The sequence below is a fragment of the Streptomyces sp. NPDC050535 genome (assembly GCF_044457665.1).
Classification (GTDB): Bacteria; Actinomycetota; Actinomycetes; order Streptomycetales; family Streptomycetaceae; genus Streptomyces.
Map to the genome: position 1 here is coordinate 35,192 of NZ_JBITHE010000027.1, position 18,254 is coordinate 53,445.

The following is an 18,254-nucleotide window of genomic DNA, read 5'->3' on the forward strand; positions in this document are numbered from 1 at the left end:
TAGACGGGAGCACCTGATGAAGAACCCGGCACGGGCCCTGACGGGACTGCGGGCCCTATCGGCCGCGGCCCTCGCCCTCGCGCTGGCATCCGCGGGAACCGCCGCGTGGGCCGGCACCGACTGGTACCGGGCCGCGCACGACGACTCCGCCGCCTACGCGGTCCAGCGCGACCAGGCACTGACGGCTGGCGAACAGGCCGTACAGAATCTCAACACCCTCGACCACCGCAAGATGGACGACGGCCTGGACCTCTGGGAGTCCTCGACCACGGGCGATCTGCACAAACAGCTCGTCGACGGACGCGCCGCGTTCAGCGAGCAGGTGAAGGCCGCCGGGACGGTCACCACGGCCCGCGTGCTGTCCGGCGCTGTCACCGAACTCGACGAACGGGCGGGCCGGGCCCGCGTACTGGTGGCGCTGCGCATCACCGTCCGGGCCTCGGAGGGCAGCACCGACAAGGACAGCCGCATGCTCGGCGAGCTCACCCGCACGGGCGGCAAGTGGAAGCTCAGTGACCTCGGCCAGGCCCCCGTGGGCTCGGCGTTGAGCGACTGAGCCCCCGTCCGTCCCGTCACCCGGCCGCACCGAGAGGACCCGCGCACCATGTCGAGCACCCGGCACCACATCAACCACCAGCGCCGCCGCCAGGCACGCGCCGATCGGCCCGGCGCGGCCGTGGACGCCGGCTCCCTGGCCACCGTCGCGGCGGGCACCGTCACAGAGGCGGAGCCGAGCCCGACGACCGAGGGGGCGCGCCGATTCATCCGGGTACCGCTCCGCTCCCCCACCCCGGCGGACACCGTACGCAGCGAGAACAGCGAGCCGGAGGCGGACGCCGTCGCGGACAAGCCCGCGAAGGCTGCTGACCGTCCGCGGCGCACACCCGCTGTCGTGGGCGCGCTGTGCGTACTGACGCTGCTGCTCGGCGGGTTCGCGGGGTGGGCGCACGCCCGGGCCGACACGCTGCGGGATCAGCCCGCCCGGCAGAACACCGCTCTCACCGACGTCTCCGCCACGAGCGAGATCAAGGGCCAGACCACGCGGGCGGTGGCCGCGCTCTTCTCGTACGACCACGCCCACCCGGCGGCCTTCGACGAGGCCGCCCGCAATCTGCTCACCGGAAAGGCCGTCGCGCAGCACCGCGCCCTCTTCGCGGCGGTGCGCGATCGTGCGGACCAGCAGAAGGCCGTGATCACGACGACGGTCACCGACAGCGGCGTGGAGCGGATCGACGGCGACCGGGCCCGGGTCCTCGTCTACGCCGACCAGAGCAGCGTCAGCACCGCGGCCAAGAAGGACGAGGCCGACGACGAGGGCACGTACGCGGGTGCCATGTTCGCCGTGGACGTGGTGCGCCGGGACGGACGGTGGCTGGTCTCCGGCATCGACACCTTCGGTCGCTGACACCGACCGCCGGTCGGCCCTCCCCCATCGACAGGAGCTTGATATGTCCGCACTGCGTCTTCGACGTCCGTCCGCCCGGACCCGCCAGGGCCTGCGGACGACCGCGATCACCGTCGCGGCACTGGCGGTCCTCACCGCTTCCCGCGCTCCCGAGGCGCTGAGCGGCGGCACGAAGCACCGCACCGCACCGGCCGCCGATCAGGACGGCCCCGCCTGGACGAATTTCGCGTCGCCCGAGGCCGGCGGCTCGGGCGACGACTCGTACCACACGGAACTTCCGCCGCTGGTCAGCCCGGACCTGCCCGCGTCGGCTCCGCTTCCGGCCGTGTTCCGCGCCCAGTCAGGCATCCCCGCGACGGTCTTACGTGCCTACCGGGCGGCCGAGACCTCGGTGTCCCGGACGGATCCCGGCTGCCGTCTGCCCTGGCAACTGCTCGCCGCGATCGGCAAGGTGGAGTCGGGGCACGCCGGGGGCGGTGCCGTCACGGCCGATGGAACCACGCGCGGGCGGATCGCCGGTCCGGCTCTCAACGGCGTCGGGTTCGCGCTGATCCGTGACAGCGACGGCGGGTCCCTGGACGGGGACGCGGTGTTCGACCGGGCGGTGGGTCCGATGCAGTTCCTTCCGTCGACCTGGCGGCGCTGGGGTGCCGACGGGAACAGCGACGGTGTCAGCGACCCGAACAACGTGTTCGACGCGGCACTGGCCGCCGGGCACTACCTGTGCGCCGGACACCGCGACCTGTCAAGCGCCGGCGACCTCGATGCCGCCGTGCTCAGCTACAACTACTCCGACGCGTATCTGCGGACGGTGCGGCAGTGGTTCGCCTTCTACCGCACGGGCACCCACACGGTGCCCGACGGCAAGGGTGTCGTGCCCCGCAGCCCGGGCGCGGGCGGCAGGACCCCCGTGACCGAACCGGTCGGCGACGACGACTCCGGCGGGGGCGGCATCGTCGTCGGTCCCGACCCGTCGGAGTCCGGCAGCCCTACAACCACGCCCGGGCCGTCACACACGCAGTCACCGTCGCCGTCGGGGAGCGAGACGCCCGACCCGTCCACGACACCGACGCCGCCCGTCGATTCCCCCTCCCCCACGCCCGATCCGACGGACACGGGCGCACCCACCGACCCGGTGGAATCGACACCTCCGACGGACTGCCCGACGGACACGACGAGCCCCGGCCCTGATCCCTCGACGGATCCGGAACCCGACCCGGCCTGCCCGAGCCCAACGCCGTCACCCACCGAGTCGGATTCGCAGAGCGCGACGGCCTCGACGGAGGCGGCACCCACGCGCTGACACCGTTCGGGATCCTTCAGCTGTTTCCGCGCCGCGTTCTCATCGAGTGCGGGCTGCTGGGCCGCACCACCGGGCGGGAATTCCGTGCGAGGCAAGGGCGGGAAGCGCGAGAGGCGCTTCCCGCCCTCTGCGCGTTTCCTACGGAGACACCCCGTCGACGAACGTCCCGCGTCGGCGAGGCGACCTCGCCGACGCCCTGTCGTGCTCGATCTTCTGCGCAAATAGGGGGGAAGCAGTGTCTGTTCGCGTGCGCAGGGGGAACAGTCGCTGCGGTCAGGGGGTTTGCAGCGCTGAGGGATCGGTGGTGCGCGGGCGCGGCGAGGAACGGTGAGATCGAAAAAGACGTCTGCCACGACGCGATCCCCGTACCCCGTACCTCCGTGTCCGCGGTACGTCCGGTCTCCGATCTCGGGGACGATCGTCCACCCGCCCGCCACGGACGCGGGCCACAGCTCATTTCACACTGGAGGACAGTTCATGAACGACGCGCCCTTGACGCTCATGGCGGTGCACGCCCACCCCGACGACGAGGCGACGGGAACGGGCGGTGTCCTCGCCCGGTATGCGGCGGAGGGCATACGCACGGTACTCGTGACGTGTACCGACGGCGGTTGCGGGGACGGACCCGGGGGCGTGAAGCCGGGCGATCCCGGGCACGATCCGGCGGCCGTCGCCTCGATGCGACGGGAGGAACTCGAGGCGAGCTGCGAGGTCCTGAAGATCAGCCACCTGGAGATGTTGGACTACGCCGACTCCGGGATGATGGGTTGGCCGACCAATGACGCCCCCAACTCCTTCTGGCAGACCCCTGTGGATGAGGGCGCTGCCCGGCTCGCGGAACTCTTCCGCCGCTACCAGCCGGACGTGGTCGTCACCTACGACGAGAACGGCTTCTACGGCCACCCCGACCACATCCAGGCCCACCGCATCACCATGGCGGCGCTGGCGATGACGTCGCCGACACCGAAGGTGTACTGGACGACGGCGCCCCGCTCGATGATGCAGCGGTTCGGTGAAGTCATGCGCGAGTTCGACGCGGACTGGCAGGAGCCGACTCCCGAGGAGGCTGCCGCGATGGCCGAGATCGGGCTCCCCGACGAGGAGATCACCACCTGGGTGGACACCTCCGCGTTCGGCGCTCAGAAGTTCGACGCGCTGGCCGCGCATGCCAGCCAGGGTGAGAACATCTTCTTCCTCAAGATGGGCCAGCAAAGGTTCACGGAGTTGATGGGTGTCGAGACGTTCGTACGCGTGCAGGACAGCACCGGCGCGGCCCTGCCCGAGGATGATCTTTTCGCCGGGTTGCGCTGATCCTTCGCCGCTCGAACAGCGCCTGTAGGAACACGGCACCGGACGGCGGCTGCCACGCCGGGCGGCAGGTGGTCGCGGACACGCTCCGCGACCATCTGCCGCTCCCTGACAGCATCGCCTCGAAGCCTCTCCACGCATGCGCCGGGAGCAAGGGTGAGCCGTGTCTCACCGGAGCGACGCCCCCTGCCTATGCAATTCGTTGCATAGAAGGCTGTCCGCCATGGCGCTCGAACACGCGATCCTCGTCTCCCTGCTGGAAAAGCCCGGTTCCGGCTATGAGCTGGCCCGGCGGTTCGAGCGCTCCATCGGCTACTTCTGGACCGCGACACACCAGCGGATCTACCGCGTCCTCAAGCGCATGGAACACGAGGACCTTCTCGCCGTCCGCGAGGTGCCGCAGCCGGGACGGCCGGACAAGAACGAGAACTCCGTCCCCGACTCCGCCCGCAGCCGTGCCGCGGACCTTCTCTCCCAGGATGAGGTCTTCGCCTTCGGCCTGTCCGAGGAGAACCACGGCGCCGACATCTACTCCACCGACATACTGTTGGAGCCCGACGACGCCGGCGGCTTCCGGACCAGCGGCTCCAAGTACTACATCGGCAACGGCAACGCGGCTGGCCTCGTCTCCGTGTTCGGCCGCCGCACCGATGTCGAGGGCCCGGACGGGTACGTCTTTGGCGACAGCGGCCGCGATGGTGGCCGCGCGAGGCTGGCACCGACCTGTCGGTCCACGGAGACCGGGTCTTTCCAAAGGCCGACGATGAAGACGAGACGTGGGGAATCGAGGACTCGTTCCTCTACCAACTGCCTCCTCTGTGCGACGGGCAGTCGGCCACGTGGCGCCTGGCCATGATCCAGGCCGTGGAAGCGCTCGGTGACGATCTGCGGGCCGGACGGGCGCCGCTCCCCACCCGTACCACCGAGGAACTGGCGTTCCACCTAAACGTGCCCGCGGCCGGACAGGGCATCGATCCCGACAAGAAGATCGCAGGCCGCAAGCGCCACATCGGAGTCGACACCCTCGGCCTGCTCCTCGCACAACAGCAGCGCCCGGATCCCCGGCGCTAGATCCGGGTCAGGAGCACGCGGTAGGCGTTGGAGTAGCCGTGCTTTCGGCCGTACGGGGCGAAAAGCTTGTCGCCGAGGAACGCGAGCACCATCAGTGGCACCGAAATGACCATGCTGGCTTTGCGTACGAACTTGCGCAGCGGACTCGGCGGCTTGGGGTGCCACGGTACGTCGTTGCCGCCGACGACCCAGTTGGCCCACAACGCGATGGCGGCGACCGTGTCCATGCCGCCGTGCGGCTCGGACCGCTGCTCGTCCACCACGGCGAAGCCGACGTCCTCGGCCGCCTGCTTCAGATTGGCGATGGGCATCAGGTTCAGGTGCTGGGGCTGGAGCCAGGGCATCCAGTAGCGGCCGAGGATGCGGCCCCACTTGCACTCGGGATCGGGCAGTTCGATGACGAGGTGCCCGCCGGGCGGCAGCACGGCGGCCGCGGCGGCCAGCTCAGCCTTCGGGTCGAGGGTGTGCTCCAAGTAGTGGAACATGCTGATCACATCGTAGTTCCCGTCCAGTTGCGCGGTCATTTCCGGGAAGTTCCCCCGGAATCCGCGCGTGATCCAGCCGTGCTCCTGGGCCAGCTCGACGCCGGCGCTCATGTCGAGGCCGTGGAACTCGGTGTCGGGCAAGATCTCCGCGGCTGCCTTGCAGAAGTGGCCGTGCCCGGTGCCGACGTCCAGCCAGCGCTTGGGCTGGTGATGCTGGGTGAGCAGCGAGGCCCGGTCCTTGAGCCCGGCGGCGTTGCCCGCGAACATGGCGGCCATCTGCTGCTCGCCGAGACCGTCGTAGCAGTCCCGGTAGTAGAACTCCAGCCCGGCCAGGCTCAGCCGAGGGTTCTGGAAGATGTGCCGGCAGTCGAGGCATTCGGCCAGTTCGAACCGGCCCGGCTTGTGCTGCAACAGGTCCACGGTGCGCAGCCGGGTCGACAGCCGGGCGCCGCCGCACCAGGGGCAGTCGGTTCGACGGGGCTCGTAGAAGCGGTCCAGTCCGGCCGCGATGTCGGCGAGGTACTGGGGGCGCCTCGCGGCGACAGGATCCGTCTCCGGCACGGAGGAAGCGGTCATGCGCCGCAGCGTAGCGGCGATCAACGCCCGCTGTCTGCGCACTGACGGTGGTAAAAACGGGCGGCCCGGGCCCGGTTGCCGCACCACGGCTCGCAGAACTCCTGACGGACGTGGACCTTCACGAAATACCGGACGCAGCGGGGCGCGGTGCGGGCGGTCGGTTCGTCACGGTCCCGTGGCATGGCCGCGTTCTGCTCAGCCTCCCGTCGGCAGTTCCGGGAGTGCGACCCCGAGATAGGTGGCGAGAACGCGGCTCAGCGCTCCGCTGACGACCGGCGAGGGACAGGATGGCCACCGCCTTGGTTACGCCACCGCTGGAGGTGGCTCGGATCGGAGTTGGTGCTGGTGGCTTCCTCTTCGATGCGCGTCGCCGACTGGGTGACCCCAGCGGCATCGTCTTCGGGCGAGCCCAGGATGGGCACGGCCTGGCGGAGTACGCGGGCGGCCCTGACGGCCCGGGCGAGGTCGACGCCGATGTTCGTGGCCGCGTTCAAGGTGAAGTCTCGGCTGTTCGCGGCGATGTCGCTGGTGTTCTGTCCGATGTGGATGGTGGTGTTCCCGCCGATGTTGCGGCGTTCGTAGGCGCTTCTTTCCGCTGAGCCGGTGTGTCCTTGAAGGTGTGCCGGTAGGTCAAGTGCGGTGACGCCAGCCGCTGGATCTGGTCGGCGGTCCCGACCTTGAGGACCCCGAGCACGCACACCACATCCGCGCGCAAGCTGTTCGACGATCCCGCCTGGTTCACTTTGCGCTTGCCCGCCATCAGGCCGGCAAGCGCCAGCGGCAGGAACTCACCAGGGCTTGCCCAGCGTGGCGGGCGAGACCCGGGCAGCATGGGCCGGGCGGCGGGTTCGCGGTGTGCAGGACTCCATCGGGCCCGGCACGCACGGTGGCGGGCGCGGGTGAACAACTCGGCTTCCACGAAACGGCCCCGGTCGGCGTCCGTCCGCCCGCCCCGGGCCCGGAAAAGCTCGGTGCCCTCCTCCTCCACCCTGTGGACGAACAGCACCACGTTGCCGTCCTCGTCGCCTCGTCGAGCAGGGGAGCGTTGACCGGGCTCCAGTAACGCTCCTGCCAGACACCCGGCCGCTCCAGGGACTCGACGTCGTAGCGCTGAAGGGCCATCGCGTCGCGTAGCCCGGTTTGCACCACCCGGCGCAGCGACGCCTCAAGGTTGCGTACCCCGTCGGACGCCGGATCGTCCGGGCGGTCGGGGAACACGTCGAACAGATAGCACCACACCAGCTACTCACGGGAACGGCCGGAACTGTTCAGGTAGTCGTCGTTGGCGTCGGTGTAGACCAGGTCGGGGGTGAGCAGGGCGACCATGCCGGGCAGCACGTGGAACACGCCCGCGTAGTCGTGCGCGACTCCCGCCACCTGCTTCACCGCCTCCCGCCGTGGCGCCCTGGTCGTGCCTACGGTGGAGACGGCGGAGCATCCGACCCTGTCCCAGCGGATCGGCCTTGGCCACGACCCAGCGGTGGTGCGGGGTTCCCATCAGGGCATCGCTCGGCGGCCGTTGCAAGCGCGGAGGGTTCGCGGGCGGCCGTCGGGCGGCCCCAGTACGCCCGGTGTGCGCCTGCCCGAGGGTGGTAGCGACGACGCCTCGGACCGTTGCTCCATACGAGGTTGCTGTGAATTCGGGGGACGGCTGAACACAACGCCGCTCCCTCGCGTATAGGGCTGGGGGTTTTCAGGCGGGGCCGACCACGACGCGTAGGAGCATTTCCTTGGGACGCAACAGGCGCAGACGCCCCACGGGCGCACGACGCGCAACCTCTGCAGCAGTCGCGCTGATTCTGGGCGGAGGCGGGCTCGTCGCCGTCAACGTCTATGCCTCGGCCACCGAGAGCGGTGCGGGTGGAGGCGCGCAGGGCGCGGGCAATCATGTCCTGTCCGCCGGAGCGGCCACCATCGACTGCCCCGACGTCGGCGACAAGTTGACGTCCGTTCCGGACGCGGCGAAGGGCGACGTCGACAAGGAACTCGCCACGCTGGACCAGCAGATCGCCGAGGCCTATCAGCAACTCCGCTCCGACGGGGCGCAGATGGAGCAGAACGGCGACAGCGGCGCCGACGCGGTCATGAACCCGTTGAAGGAGAAGCGGTCCGAGTCGATCGGACGTATCGTCACCGCCGTCGACACCGCGGGCGACCGGCCCGAGGGACTCGACGACCTGGCGGCCTGCACCCTTCGTGCCAGCAGCGACCAGAGCGGCGCGGACGAGAACGGCGACCAGGGCCAGCAGGACCAGGGCCAGCAGGATCAGGGGCAGGACGAGCAGGGCCAGGGCCAGGGCGGCCAACAGGGTGGTACCGCGCCGGCCGGCAACGGCCCCGTGGTCGCGGACTTCGCCGACATCAACTCCGTGCAGCCCGCCGCGCAGACCCCGCAGCCCCAGGACGGCGCCTCCACCGGCGAGTTCGTCACGAGCTGCGGTGTGAACGCGAACGGCCTGTTCAACTCCGACAACGTCATCGTGGCTCCCGGCGTCACCAACGGCGCGCACCACTTCCACGACTACGTCGGCAACCAGGCCAACAACGCCTTCGCCAGTGACGACGACCTGGCCGAGGCCGACACCACCTGCCAGAACCAGGGTGACAAGTCCACCTACTACTGGCCTGTGTTGCGTCTCCAGAACGGCACCATCGAACGCGACGCCGACGCGGCGGGCGGCGGCACCGAGGGCAACGCCGGTGAGATCGTCACGCCCAAGCAGGTCACACTGACCTTCGTGGGCAACGCGCGCGGCACGGTCACCGCCATACCGCGTCTGCTGCGCATCATCACTGGTGACGCCAAGGCCTTCGTCAACGGCACCGCGAACGCGAACGGGTCCTGGAGCTGCACGGGCTTCGAGGACCGGCAGTTGAAGGACAAGTACCCGGTCTGCCCCCAGGGCAGCGACGTGGTCCGCACGTTCAGGTTCCAGAGCTGCTGGGACGGGGCGAACATCGACAGCGCCAACCACCGCACCCACGTGGCGTTCCAGGACGCCGAGGGCAACTGCCCCGGCGGGTTCAAGGCCATCCCGCAACTGGTGCAGCGCATCGTCTACGACGTCGACGCGCCGAGCCTGCAGGACGGTGGCCGTACGTCGCCGCTGTTCGCGGTGGACTCCTTCCCGGAGCAGCTGCACAAGCCGGTCACCGACCACGGCGACTTCATCAACGTCTTCGACGAAGGCCTCATGAAGGACGCGGTCGACTGCATCAACCAGGGCCGGAAGTGCGGGGCCGGCGCGGGTGACGACAACTCCCCGGACCCCGAGGAGACGCCGCAGGAGCCGTCGCAGAGCGCCGAGCCCCCGAATCCCTCGGAGAGCGCGGAGCCCCCGAACGCCTCCGAGGAGCCCTCGGAGCAGCCGGCACCCACCGCCGACGACCCGTCCGACGACAACGGCGGCCAGGCCCCTGGTGACGACGACGGCCAGACCGCGGAGCCCACGGCCGACACGCCGGGCACCGAGCCGGCCGACGACGACACACCGCCCGTCGACGCGGAGCCCAAGGCCGACGTCCCCTCGTCGGGCCACGCCGCCGGGTCCGGTGGCTCGCACGACAGCTCACACGAAGGCTCGGGCGACGTGGGGAACGCCGCGTCGACCGCACCGGTGGCCGGATCCGCTCCGTCGGCCGCCTCGCAGACCGAACCGCAGGCCGTCGGGGGCGGCGGACTCGCCGACACCGGCGCGCAGCTGTGGCCGGCCGCGATCGGCGGGATCTTCGTGATCGCCGGATTCGTCCTGCTCCGCAGGATCAGGCGAAGCGCCCTGTAACCCCTGCCGCCCGACGAGAGCTGAGGACGCCCCCTGACGAGGGCGTCCTCAGCGACGTCGCCGGAACTGTTCAGAGCCTGCGACGCGGACAAGACCGCAGCCTCCGCAACCATCGGCTTCTTCACCACCGGCGGCGACTCTCACAGACGCGGCCCTTGCGTCAGTTCTCGCCCGCGGGCAAGCCCATAGGAAGCGTAGGTCTGGTGACGGTTCTGCCCCCTTGGTCGCCACGCACGCATCGGTGCCGGACCGTTGACCGTGTAGCTCTCCTGTACTTCAAGACCAGGCTCTCGGGCTGCCCCACATCGACCAGCTCGCGGACGCGCTCCAGGGTCACGTCCGCGAGGGACCGGCGAACAAGGAAGCGGCAGACTTCCAGCGCGGCAACCGCGCGGCAGTAGTTCCAGACCCCTGACCGACGTCCGCCGCGCACGCCGGTGTGCGCGGCCGGCCGACGTGGACCTGACCCGGTACGACCGGGCCGCGGCCCGTTTTGGTGCTCAACACACCCATCTGGTGACCGAGTTCGGCACACATGCTCCTGTCATGGGCCAGTCTCCGCCACAATGTGCCCGTGTCCACCACCACGGAATCAGAGTTCGAGGACGGTACTCCCATCAGGTTTCTGCTCACCCCCGCCCAGGCCGTGACGGCCCCGGGCGGGGTGGTGCCCGCGCCTGAGGCGGACCGGCCCGAGGGCATGGGGAAGGCCGTCCCCGTGGCCGCCGGAGGCAGAACGGCCGTCAGCTTCGCGACCGGCGCCCTGCGCGGCGCGCTCCGACCGCTCGGCCCGCTGCTGGAGGAGGTCCACAACTCGGTGAAGTCGACACCGCACCCGCCCGACGAGGTGAGCGTGACCTTCGGGGTCCAGGTCGGCCAGGATCTCAAGTTCGGGATCGTCGGCGGCAACGGCCAGGCCCACCTCACCGTCACCGCCGCCTGGAAGCCCACAGCGGCGGCCGACCCCGCCACGGCCCCGGGCGCGGAGTGATCCATGGGGTGGTTCAGGGCGCTGGGGAGCACCGACGGCAGCCCCCTGGGCGGGTGCGTGGCGTCGGTACGCCGTGCGCAGGACGGCAAGTTGGCGGGCGCGGGGTTCATCCTGGCCGCCGACACCGTGCTGACCTGCGCCCATGTCGTCAACGACGCCCTGGGCAGGGACCTGTTCGAGGCCAGGCCCCCGGGTCCTGACGAGATCCCCGTCGAAGTCGGCGGGCCGCGCGGCCACAAGAGGTACCCCGCACGCGTGGCGCACTGGATCCCGCCGCGCGGCAGGGCCGGCGGCCCGGTGGGCGCGGACGACGACGAGTGGCTCGGCGATCTCGCCGTACTGCGGGTCGACGCGCCGGGCGACAGCGTGCACCCGCCGTCGCACCGGACCGTGATGGAGGCCGGGCAGGAAGTACGCGCCTGGCACGGCAGCGGCGGTGGCAACACCTTCGCGGATCTGACGGTCAAGTTCGCGGAAGGGCGGATCGGTTACCTCGACGGAGACGCCACCGGCATGGCCGTCGGCCCCGGGTACAGCGGCAGCCCGGTGTGGTCCCTGAAGCACAGGGCCGTGGTCGGTCTCGTCGTCGCACACTTCATGCCGCCCCGCGACCCCGCCACCGGAGCGTTCCTGCCGTACAGCCCCCAGCACCTGGTCCGGCGGAGCTGGGGTATTCCGTGGCAGCACGTCGAGGCCGAACTGCGGTCCGTGGGAGCCCTGGACAGCGAGGATTTGCCGTACGCCGAGCCCGACGAGCCGGCCTTCGTGCTGCTCACGGAGGCGATAGACACCGCGTTCCCCTCGCCGTCCGGGCGCGGCGACATCGCCCGCCAGCTCGCCCGTGCCTGCGACGTCGAGGACGGCGGCGAGGTGACACCGCCCACCGTCGAGGAGTTCGCGGACTTCCTCCTCACGCATCCGCGCGCCCTGGCGGCCTTCACCCAGATCCTGCGGCGCCGGGACGCGGAGGCGACCGACCGTGTGCTGGCCGCCGGCCGCCTCGCGCACGGGCCACGGCTGCTCTCCCCCAAGGAGTACACCCACCTGCACCAGCTCCTGCGCGGCGTCGACAAGGCCGTGCTCGGACGGTTCGGGGAGGCGATGCGCGCGGCGCTGCCGCTGGCCGCGGCGCTCCCCGCCGGCGGGAGTCTGGACACGCTGCTCGACCGCCTCGAGGCGCTGCCGGGCGACGGCCACTCCGAGGACGGCGAGCCCAGAGTGCCGGCGCTGCTGCGCGTCATGGAGTACGTCGGTGTGCTGTGCGCCGGCCCGCAGCGCGCCGGGCTGCGGATGTGGTCCGACGGGGTGTCCGTCCGGCTCGGGATTCCCCGCTCGGCGCTCGCCGAGCGCCGCTCGGACGCCCAGGACTGGGCGCGTGGGCTACGGACACGTTCGGCGCGCGTGCGGGTGCTGGTGGAGGTGCGGCGGGCCGAACCGGGGCGCCACCGGCTGCGGATATGGTGCGACGAGGGCGCCGGGCCGCGGCAGGTGTCCGCGACGGCCGCCGTCTCCTACTCCGCACCGGAGGCGGCGCGCGAGCTGCTGCGCGTCCTCGAGTCCCTCGGGCCACTGGCCGTGGAGGGCCAACGCCCTCTCGTGGAAGTCCTGGTGGACCGCACCAGCCTGAACCTGCCCGTCGACGAATGGGCGGGCGGCGCACCTGACGAGATCGTCCCCGGAGTGCTGGGGGTGGAGTTCCCGCTGGTCGTGCACTGCCCGGAACTCCTGCTCCGGCACGAGCGTTTCCTCCCCGACTGGCGGCGCCGCTGGAGCCGCCTCGACTCCGGAGCAACTCTCGTCTTCTCGGACGCGTCCAAGAATCCGAACCAGATCTACTACGAGTTGATGGGAAAGCTCGACGCGGTGCGGGTCTCCGTCGATGTGCCCCCGGGTCAGCGGGAGGGCATCGTGCAGGTCTGCCTCGCGGTGGGGGTACCCGTAGTGGTGTGGGACCGCGGGCGGGACGAGGACTCGCACGTGGTGAAGCACATGGCGGAGGTCGCCACCCGGGAACTGCCCGACGGCGTGCGCTCCTACCGCGCCAACACCATGGCCCGCCCGCAGGAGTTCCCCGGACGCCCGGTCCTCGCCTGGGCGGACGCCGACCGGACAGTGCCCCGACTGCACCTGACCGAACCACAGGAGAGCGCATGACGACCGCTCCCGACGCCGACTGGCGTCTCTTCCGCGGCGACGGCGTGCCCCGGGCCGTCGCCCTGCCCCCGGCCCCGCCGTGGCGCCGCTTCACACCCAGCACGGCCATGCGGCCCGAACTGCCGTACCTGATCGAGCCGCAGCACGCCGATGTGGTCAACGCCGCGCTGCATCTGCGGCGCCCGCTGCTCGTCACCGGCCCCGCCGGCACCGGGAAGTCGTCACTGGCCCGCGCCATCGCACACGAACTGAACCTGGGCGAGCTGCTGCGCTGGCCCGTCAACAGCCGCTCCACCGTGCGCGAGGCGCTCTACCAGTACGACGCGATCGGCCGCCTGCGTGAGACGACCCTCAGCCGTGACCGGGGTGAACGGGAGCCGTCCATCGGCACGTTCATCCGGCTCGGCCCGCTCGGCACCGCGCTGGTCCCCTCCGCCGTACCGCGCGCGCTGCTCGTCGACGAGATGGACAAGGGCGACGTCGACCTGCCGAACGATCTGCTCACCGTCTTCGAAGAAGGCGTCTTCAACATCCCCGAACTCACCCGGCTCCCCGAGGACATCGCCGACGTGGAGGTGCAGACCGCCGACCACCGGGGCACCGTGCGCGTGCACCAGGGGCGAGTGCAGTGTCCCGACTTCCCCGTCGTCGTCATCACCAGCAACGGCGAACGGGACTTCCCGCCCGCGTTCCTGCGCCGCTGCATCCGCCTCGGCCTGCCCGTGCCCGACGAGGAGCGGCTGCGTGCCATCGTCGCCGCCCACCTCGGCGAGGACGCGCTGCGGGAGGCGGAGGACCTGCTCGAGTCGTTCCTGCGTCGCCGCGCCCCCGGCGAACTCGCCACCGATCAGCTGCTCAACGCCGTCTTCCTGCGCCTCGGCGGCGTCGACCTCGACGCTGAGGGCCTCCTGGACGCCGTACTGCACCAGCTCACCGGGGCGATGTGACCGTGGCGGGCGGCGGTGAGGGGCGTGCCGGAAGGCGGTGAGCGGCTCGCCGAGGCGCTGCGGGCCCTCGGCGCGTACGGCCAGGACCTGGACGCCGACCAGGTCCTCGACGTGCTCTGGCTCGCCTGTCGGCTGCCCGTCTCCGAAGCCGCCCCGCTGAACCGTGGTCTGCGCACGGCCCAGGAACCCCCGTCGCCGCCCGCCGCTCCCGAACCCGGCCGGCAGCTCCCACGGCAGCCGGCACCGGAGCCGGACGACCCGGATCTTCCCGACCTCACGGCTCCCTCCCTGTACGCGGCGGCGCGCCAGGCACCGGTTCCCGACGTACAGCTGCGGAGGCCCGCGCAGGAGCCGCACAGGGCACGGCCCGTCCGGGTCCCCGAAGCCAAGGCCCTGGACGACGAGCTCGAACTCGGCCGCGCGCTGCGTCCGTTGCGCCGTCGTCAGCGCAGTCGGCACCGCATGGAGATCGACGAAGAGCGCACGGCCACCGAGCTCGCCGAGACCCGGCTGCCGGACGTGGTGCAGCGGCCGGTCCAGGAGCGCTGGCTGCACCTGGTCCTGCTCGTCGACGACGGCCTGTCGATGCTGCTGTGGCACCGGCTCGGCGCCGAACTGCGCACCCTGTTCGAGCGCCTCGGGGCCTTCGCGACCACCCGCGTCCTCGGCCTCGACACCCGCACCGCCGGCGAACCGCGCCTGCACGCCCGGCCGTTCCAGCACGACAGCACCCAACTGCCTCTGAGCACGGTCAACGACCCCTCGGGTCGCACCCTCGTCCTGGTCGTCAGCGACGGCATGGGGGCCACCTGGCGGCGCGGCACAATGCACGAACTGCTCTCGGCGTGGGCCGGGCGGGGTCCCGTCGCGCTCCTGCACACCCTGCCGCCCGAGATGTGGGAGGCGTCCGGCATCCGCGCCGAGCGCTGGCAGGCCACCACCCGGCGGGTCGGCGGAGCCAACAGGTCCTGGGAGATCACCGACCGGGTGCTGCCGCCCGACCTCGCCGACTTCAAGGGCGTACGGGTGCCGGTCCTGGAGCCCACCGCCGCCGCGCTGCGGGCGTGGGCGCACCTGCTCGCCTCCCCCGGAACCACCGTGGAACTGCCGCTGCTGGCCCGCCCGAGCCAGTACGCCGCCGTGGCCGCCTCCCGCGATCTGCACAGCGCCCAGCACTTCCGGGACGCGGCCACCCCGGAGGCGTACCGTCTCGCGGCCCATCTCGCGGCCGTCTCCCCGCTGTCGGTGCCGGTGATGCGGCTCGTGCAGTCGGCGGTGCCGTGGCCGGCCCGTACCTCCCATCTCGCGGAGGTGTTCCTCGGAGGCCTCATCCGGCCGCGTCCGGCACCCGTGCCGGGCCCGCTGCCCGCAAAGCACCTCATCTTCGACTTCTCCGACGAGTCCAAGTCGGTACTCCTCGATGCGGTCCCGCAGGCCGAACTCCTCAGAACGGGGCGCAGCATCGGGCGCCGCCTGGAACAACTCGCGGGCAATTCCCCGGACTTCCCTGCCTGGCTCGCCCACCCGGACGGAAACGCCCACCTCCCCGGCTCCCACCGCCCGTTCACCAGCGTCGAGCGACGGCTGCTGACGCGCTTCGGTGTGTCGGTCGAGGGGGCGACCCGCGGACTTGAGCCGGAGGAGCTGGGGCGGCCCGTCGCCGGGGCGTACGACTGGGGTCCGTTGAAGGACGACGATCCGGCGCGGCTGGGACCGTACGAGCTGGTGGGGCGGCGGCGGGGGCGGCGGACAGTGGTGTACCGGGGTATCGACCGACAGGGCCTGGAGGCGGTCGTACGCACCCCACGCCCGGATCTGCCGGTCGCCACGGCCCAGTTGCTCGACGTGGAGGCCAGGGTGCTCACCCGGCTGCGCGGGCAGTACGCACCCGTCCTGGTCGGGAAGGGCCTTGAGAACGATCCGCCCTGGCTCGCCATGGCGCTGATCGCCGACGCCGACGCCCCCGATACGCAACCGCCGCGCCTCGCCGACATCATCAACCGCGCCATCCAGGAGAGCGGCGCCCCTTTCGACAAGCTCGCCGGACTGCTCGTCGGCTGGCATCTGGCCAGCGCACTGGCCGTCTGCCACGTCAACGGCCTGGTGCTTGCGGACTTCACCGCCGACAGCGTCTTCGTGCTGCGGCGCTCGGTGGTCCTCGGCGACCTGTCGGACTGCGTCGTCGACGGGCGATACCTGGGGAGGGGGTCGGTCCCCACGGCCGAGGACAACGTGCGGTCCCTGGGTGAGCTGCTCCAGCTCATCAGCACCAAGGCGGGCTGGGAGATACCGGGCCTGCCGGAGGGCATGCACCTGTGGCAGGGCGACACCTGGGAGCCGTTGCGGCTGCTGGTACTGCGGTGTCTCGACCCCGACCCGGCGCAGCGCCCCTCGGCGGGCGAGGTCGCGGAGCTCCTCGCCCGGTACATCGCGATGTCCCGGACCTCGCGCGGCGCCACCGATCCGGCGGGCCCGGTCATGTCCCCGGACCGCACCACACCGCGCGTACCGCTCTCGCTGCCACCGGACGCCGGGCGGCTGCCGGACGACACTCCGCTGCGCCTGGCGCGGTTCGGCGCCGCCCGCCGCGAGGGCCAGGCCCGCATCGACCGGGTCCGCACTCCGCTGCGCCACAGCCGACGCCTCACTCTCGTCGGCGCCTACCACTACAGCGGGCGGGCCACCACCACGGTTATCCTCGGCTCGGTGCTCGCCGCCGTCCGCGGCGAACCCGTACTGGCTGTCGACGGAGCGGCGTCGGAGGGAGCACTGCACTCCTTCCTCCCCGCCATCCGCAACCGGGCCACGCTGCGCGACATGACGGCCCTGCCGCCCGATCCGCCGTACGAGGAGATCCGCGCCCACACCACTCGCCTGGACTCGGGTCTTGAGGTGATCGCGCACCGCTCGGGGCACTTCAGCGCGAATCCCACGCACCCCCAGGAGTACGCGCGGACGCTGGCGCTGGCGGCGCCGTACTACTCCTTCGTGCTGACCGACTGGTCGCCTCTTCGGCTGGACCGGTCCGACGACTTCGTCCTGGCGTTCGCCGACCGGCTGGTCCTGTGCTGCGGCACCGTCGACTGGTCTCTCGACGCCGCGGTGGGCATGCTCGCCATGCTGCGTGCCGCCGGGCACGAGGAGCTCACGGACAACGCGATCGTCGTGGTCACCGATATCGAGGGGCTCGGGAGCCGCCACTACTCGCTCACCGAGTTCGCGGGCCGGCTGGGCATCGGGGCCGACCAGGTGGTCCGCGTTCCCTTCGACCTCTCCTTGCGGTCGCCCGGGTTCCGGGAGTTGGGGCGACTGCGGGCGGCGACCACCCGGGCTTTCCTGGAGCTGGCGGAGCTGGTCGTCGGGGACGGGAGGCGCTGATCCCCGGCGGCCGCCCGGGGATCAGTTGGAGCAGGTTGCCCAATTCCGTGGCAGGCAACATTTGCCCGTGAAGGAGCGGCGTCATGGGGCCCCTTCCGTTCGAGCGAAGCCGTGAAAGGGGAAGCGTGCTCTCGGCTGCCAGCCGGAGGCTTCTCGTAGATAACGGCGTCCGCGGCCAGCTGCGGATGTCCCGGGTGGTGAGGTTGCCCGTGAGGCGGCGGATTTAGCCGGGCACGGCGTACTGGCGCCGCTAAGGGAGCTGTTCCCTGACCTGGGTCCCGCAGAACCGCGAGTTCGGCGTCGTCGACGGCCACCCGACTTGACTACACGGACGGTGTGACTGAGATCGATCCCACGTTGCTCCTCCCGGACCCCGACGACACCTGACGGCGTGGCCCTGCTACACCAAGAGCCCTCGTCATCAGCGAGTGACCGGGACAGGCGCCCGGACTGATCACGCTGCCGCTGGACCAAGGCGGTTGCTCGGGCGGGACAGCTGGTGATTCCGTGGTCGGTGAGGCGGCGGGTCCCTGCGCTGCCAGTCGAGGGCTCGGGCGCCGCCCCGGCTTTCGGCGGAGGCAAGGGCATCCAGGTCTTCGTGCGTCAGTGGCCGCCCCCTGGGATGCCGGTTCGTCGCCACCGATGTGGCCCTCCGCTCGGACGGGATGTGGCGAGTCGTCGAAGAACGCAAGCAGGTTCTCGGCGTCCGGCAGGCGGGTGCCGTACGCGCCCGGCGAACTGAAGGCGGTGTCGGTGACGGCCAAGTCAGTGACCTGCACCCGTCGATCGGCCGAGGCGAGTTGGCCTCTCTGCTGGTGGGTCCCTAGTGGCCGAGGACTCATCACGGACCCTCA

At 71.2% G+C, this 18,254-nt stretch carries 11 protein-coding genes and 3 pseudogenes; 11 read left to right on the forward strand and 3 right to left on the reverse strand.

Features of this window, described 5'->3' with window-relative positions:
• Nucleotides 1-16 precede the first annotated feature (16 nt).
• The 6 genes and pseudogenes from ACIBLC_RS36710 to ACIBLC_RS36735 form a co-directional block, all read left to right on the forward strand.
• On the forward strand, nt 17-556 hold the full coding sequence (locus tag ACIBLC_RS36710) for a hypothetical protein (protein ID WP_399215775.1): 540 nt from the start codon (nt 17-19) through the stop codon (nt 554-556).
• Nucleotides 557-604: 48 nt separating this feature from the next.
• On the forward strand, nt 605-1,405 hold the full coding sequence (locus tag ACIBLC_RS36715) for a hypothetical protein (protein ID WP_399215776.1): 801 nt from the start codon (nt 605-607) through the stop codon (nt 1,403-1,405).
• A gap of 43 nt (nt 1,406-1,448) precedes the next feature.
• Nucleotides 1,449-2,708 (forward strand): hypothetical protein, encoded by a 1,260-nt coding sequence (locus ACIBLC_RS36720; RefSeq protein ID WP_399215777.1) that lies wholly within the window; start codon nt 1,449-1,451, stop codon nt 2,706-2,708.
• A 477-nt stretch (nt 2,709-3,185) separates the two neighbouring features.
• On the forward strand, nt 3,186-4,019 hold the full coding sequence (locus ACIBLC_RS36725) for a PIG-L family deacetylase (RefSeq protein WP_399215778.1): 834 nt from the start codon (nt 3,186-3,188) through the stop codon (nt 4,017-4,019).
• Nucleotides 4,020-4,239: 220 nt separating this feature from the next.
• Nucleotides 4,240-4,872, forward strand: a complete 633-nt coding sequence (locus ACIBLC_RS36730) for a helix-turn-helix transcriptional regulator (protein WP_399215779.1) — start codon at nt 4,240-4,242, stop codon at nt 4,870-4,872.
• 89 nt (nt 4,873-4,961) lie between these two features.
• A pseudogene (locus ACIBLC_RS36735) lies at nt 4,962-5,057 on the forward strand (IS5/IS1182 family transposase); the annotation flags it as partial.
• 26 nt (nt 5,058-5,083) lie between these two features.
• Here the strand turns inward: ACIBLC_RS36735 and ACIBLC_RS36740 are convergent.
• From ACIBLC_RS36740 to ACIBLC_RS36750, 3 genes and pseudogenes are all read right to left on the reverse strand, one after another.
• A complete protein-coding gene (locus ACIBLC_RS36740; RefSeq protein ID WP_399215780.1) occupies nt 5,084-6,148 on the reverse strand; it encodes a class I SAM-dependent methyltransferase in 1,065 nt (354 codons plus the stop codon).
• Between the two features lie 20 nt (nt 6,149-6,168).
• Nucleotides 6,169-6,300, reverse strand: a pseudogene (locus tag ACIBLC_RS36745) (CGNR zinc finger domain-containing protein); the annotation flags it as partial.
• A 737-nt stretch (nt 6,301-7,037) separates the two neighbouring features.
• Nucleotides 7,038-7,474: pseudogene (locus tag ACIBLC_RS36750) on the reverse strand (protein phosphatase); the annotation flags it as partial.
• A gap of 404 nt (nt 7,475-7,878) precedes the next feature.
• Between ACIBLC_RS36750 and ACIBLC_RS36755 the strand changes: the two are divergent.
• From ACIBLC_RS36755 to ACIBLC_RS36775, 5 genes are all read left to right on the forward strand, one after another.
• Complete coding sequence (locus tag ACIBLC_RS36755) at nt 7,879-9,930, forward strand: DUF1996 domain-containing protein (RefSeq protein WP_399215781.1); 2,052 nt, start codon at nt 7,879-7,881, stop codon at nt 9,928-9,930.
• Nucleotides 9,931-10,504: 574 nt separating this feature from the next.
• Nucleotides 10,505-10,921 carry a CU044_2847 family protein gene (locus tag ACIBLC_RS36760; RefSeq protein ID WP_399215782.1) on the forward strand — a complete coding sequence of 139 codons (417 nt, stop codon included), beginning with the start codon at nt 10,505-10,507 and terminating at the stop codon, nt 10,919-10,921.
• A gap of 3 nt (nt 10,922-10,924) precedes the next feature.
• The gene (locus ACIBLC_RS36765; RefSeq protein WP_399215784.1) at nt 10,925-13,075 is read left to right on the forward strand and encodes a trypsin-like peptidase domain-containing protein; all 2,151 of its coding nucleotides are present in this window, start codon (nt 10,925-10,927) and stop codon (nt 13,073-13,075) included.
• Nucleotides 13,072-14,022, forward strand: coding sequence for an AAA family ATPase (locus ACIBLC_RS36770; RefSeq protein WP_399215785.1), 951 nt, complete (start codon nt 13,072-13,074; stop codon nt 14,020-14,022). The genes ACIBLC_RS36765 and ACIBLC_RS36770 overlap by 4 nt, the downstream gene beginning before the upstream one ends.
• A 24-nt stretch (nt 14,023-14,046) precedes the next feature.
• Complete coding sequence (locus tag ACIBLC_RS36775) at nt 14,047-17,400, forward strand: SAV_2336 N-terminal domain-related protein (protein WP_399215786.1); 3,354 nt, start codon at nt 14,047-14,049, stop codon at nt 17,398-17,400.
• The last annotated feature ends 854 nt before the right edge of the window (nt 17,401-18,254 follow it).

Excerpts from the sequence above, each read along its gene's own strand:
- ACIBLC_RS36710 (WP_399215775.1), top strand. The coding sequence starts at position 17 with ATGAAGAACCCGGCACGGGCCCTGACGGGACTGCGGGCCCTATCGGCC.
- ACIBLC_RS36715 (WP_399215776.1), top strand. The coding sequence starts at position 605 with ATGTCGAGCACCCGGCACCACATCAACCACCAGCGCCGCCGCCAGGCA.
- ACIBLC_RS36720 (WP_399215777.1), top strand. The coding sequence starts at position 1,449 with ATGTCCGCACTGCGTCTTCGACGTCCGTCCGCCCGGACCCGCCAGGGC.
- ACIBLC_RS36725 (WP_399215778.1), top strand. The coding sequence starts at position 3,186 with ATGAACGACGCGCCCTTGACGCTCATGGCGGTGCACGCCCACCCCGAC.
- ACIBLC_RS36730 (WP_399215779.1), top strand. The coding sequence starts at position 4,240 with ATGGCGCTCGAACACGCGATCCTCGTCTCCCTGCTGGAAAAGCCCGGT.
- ACIBLC_RS36740 (WP_399215780.1), bottom strand. The coding sequence starts at position 6,148 with ATGACCGCTTCCTCCGTGCCGGAGACGGATCCTGTCGCCGCGAGGCGC.
- ACIBLC_RS36765 (WP_399215784.1), top strand. The coding sequence starts at position 10,925 with ATGGGGTGGTTCAGGGCGCTGGGGAGCACCGACGGCAGCCCCCTGGGC.
- ACIBLC_RS36770 (WP_399215785.1), top strand. The coding sequence starts at position 13,072 with ATGACGACCGCTCCCGACGCCGACTGGCGTCTCTTCCGCGGCGACGGC.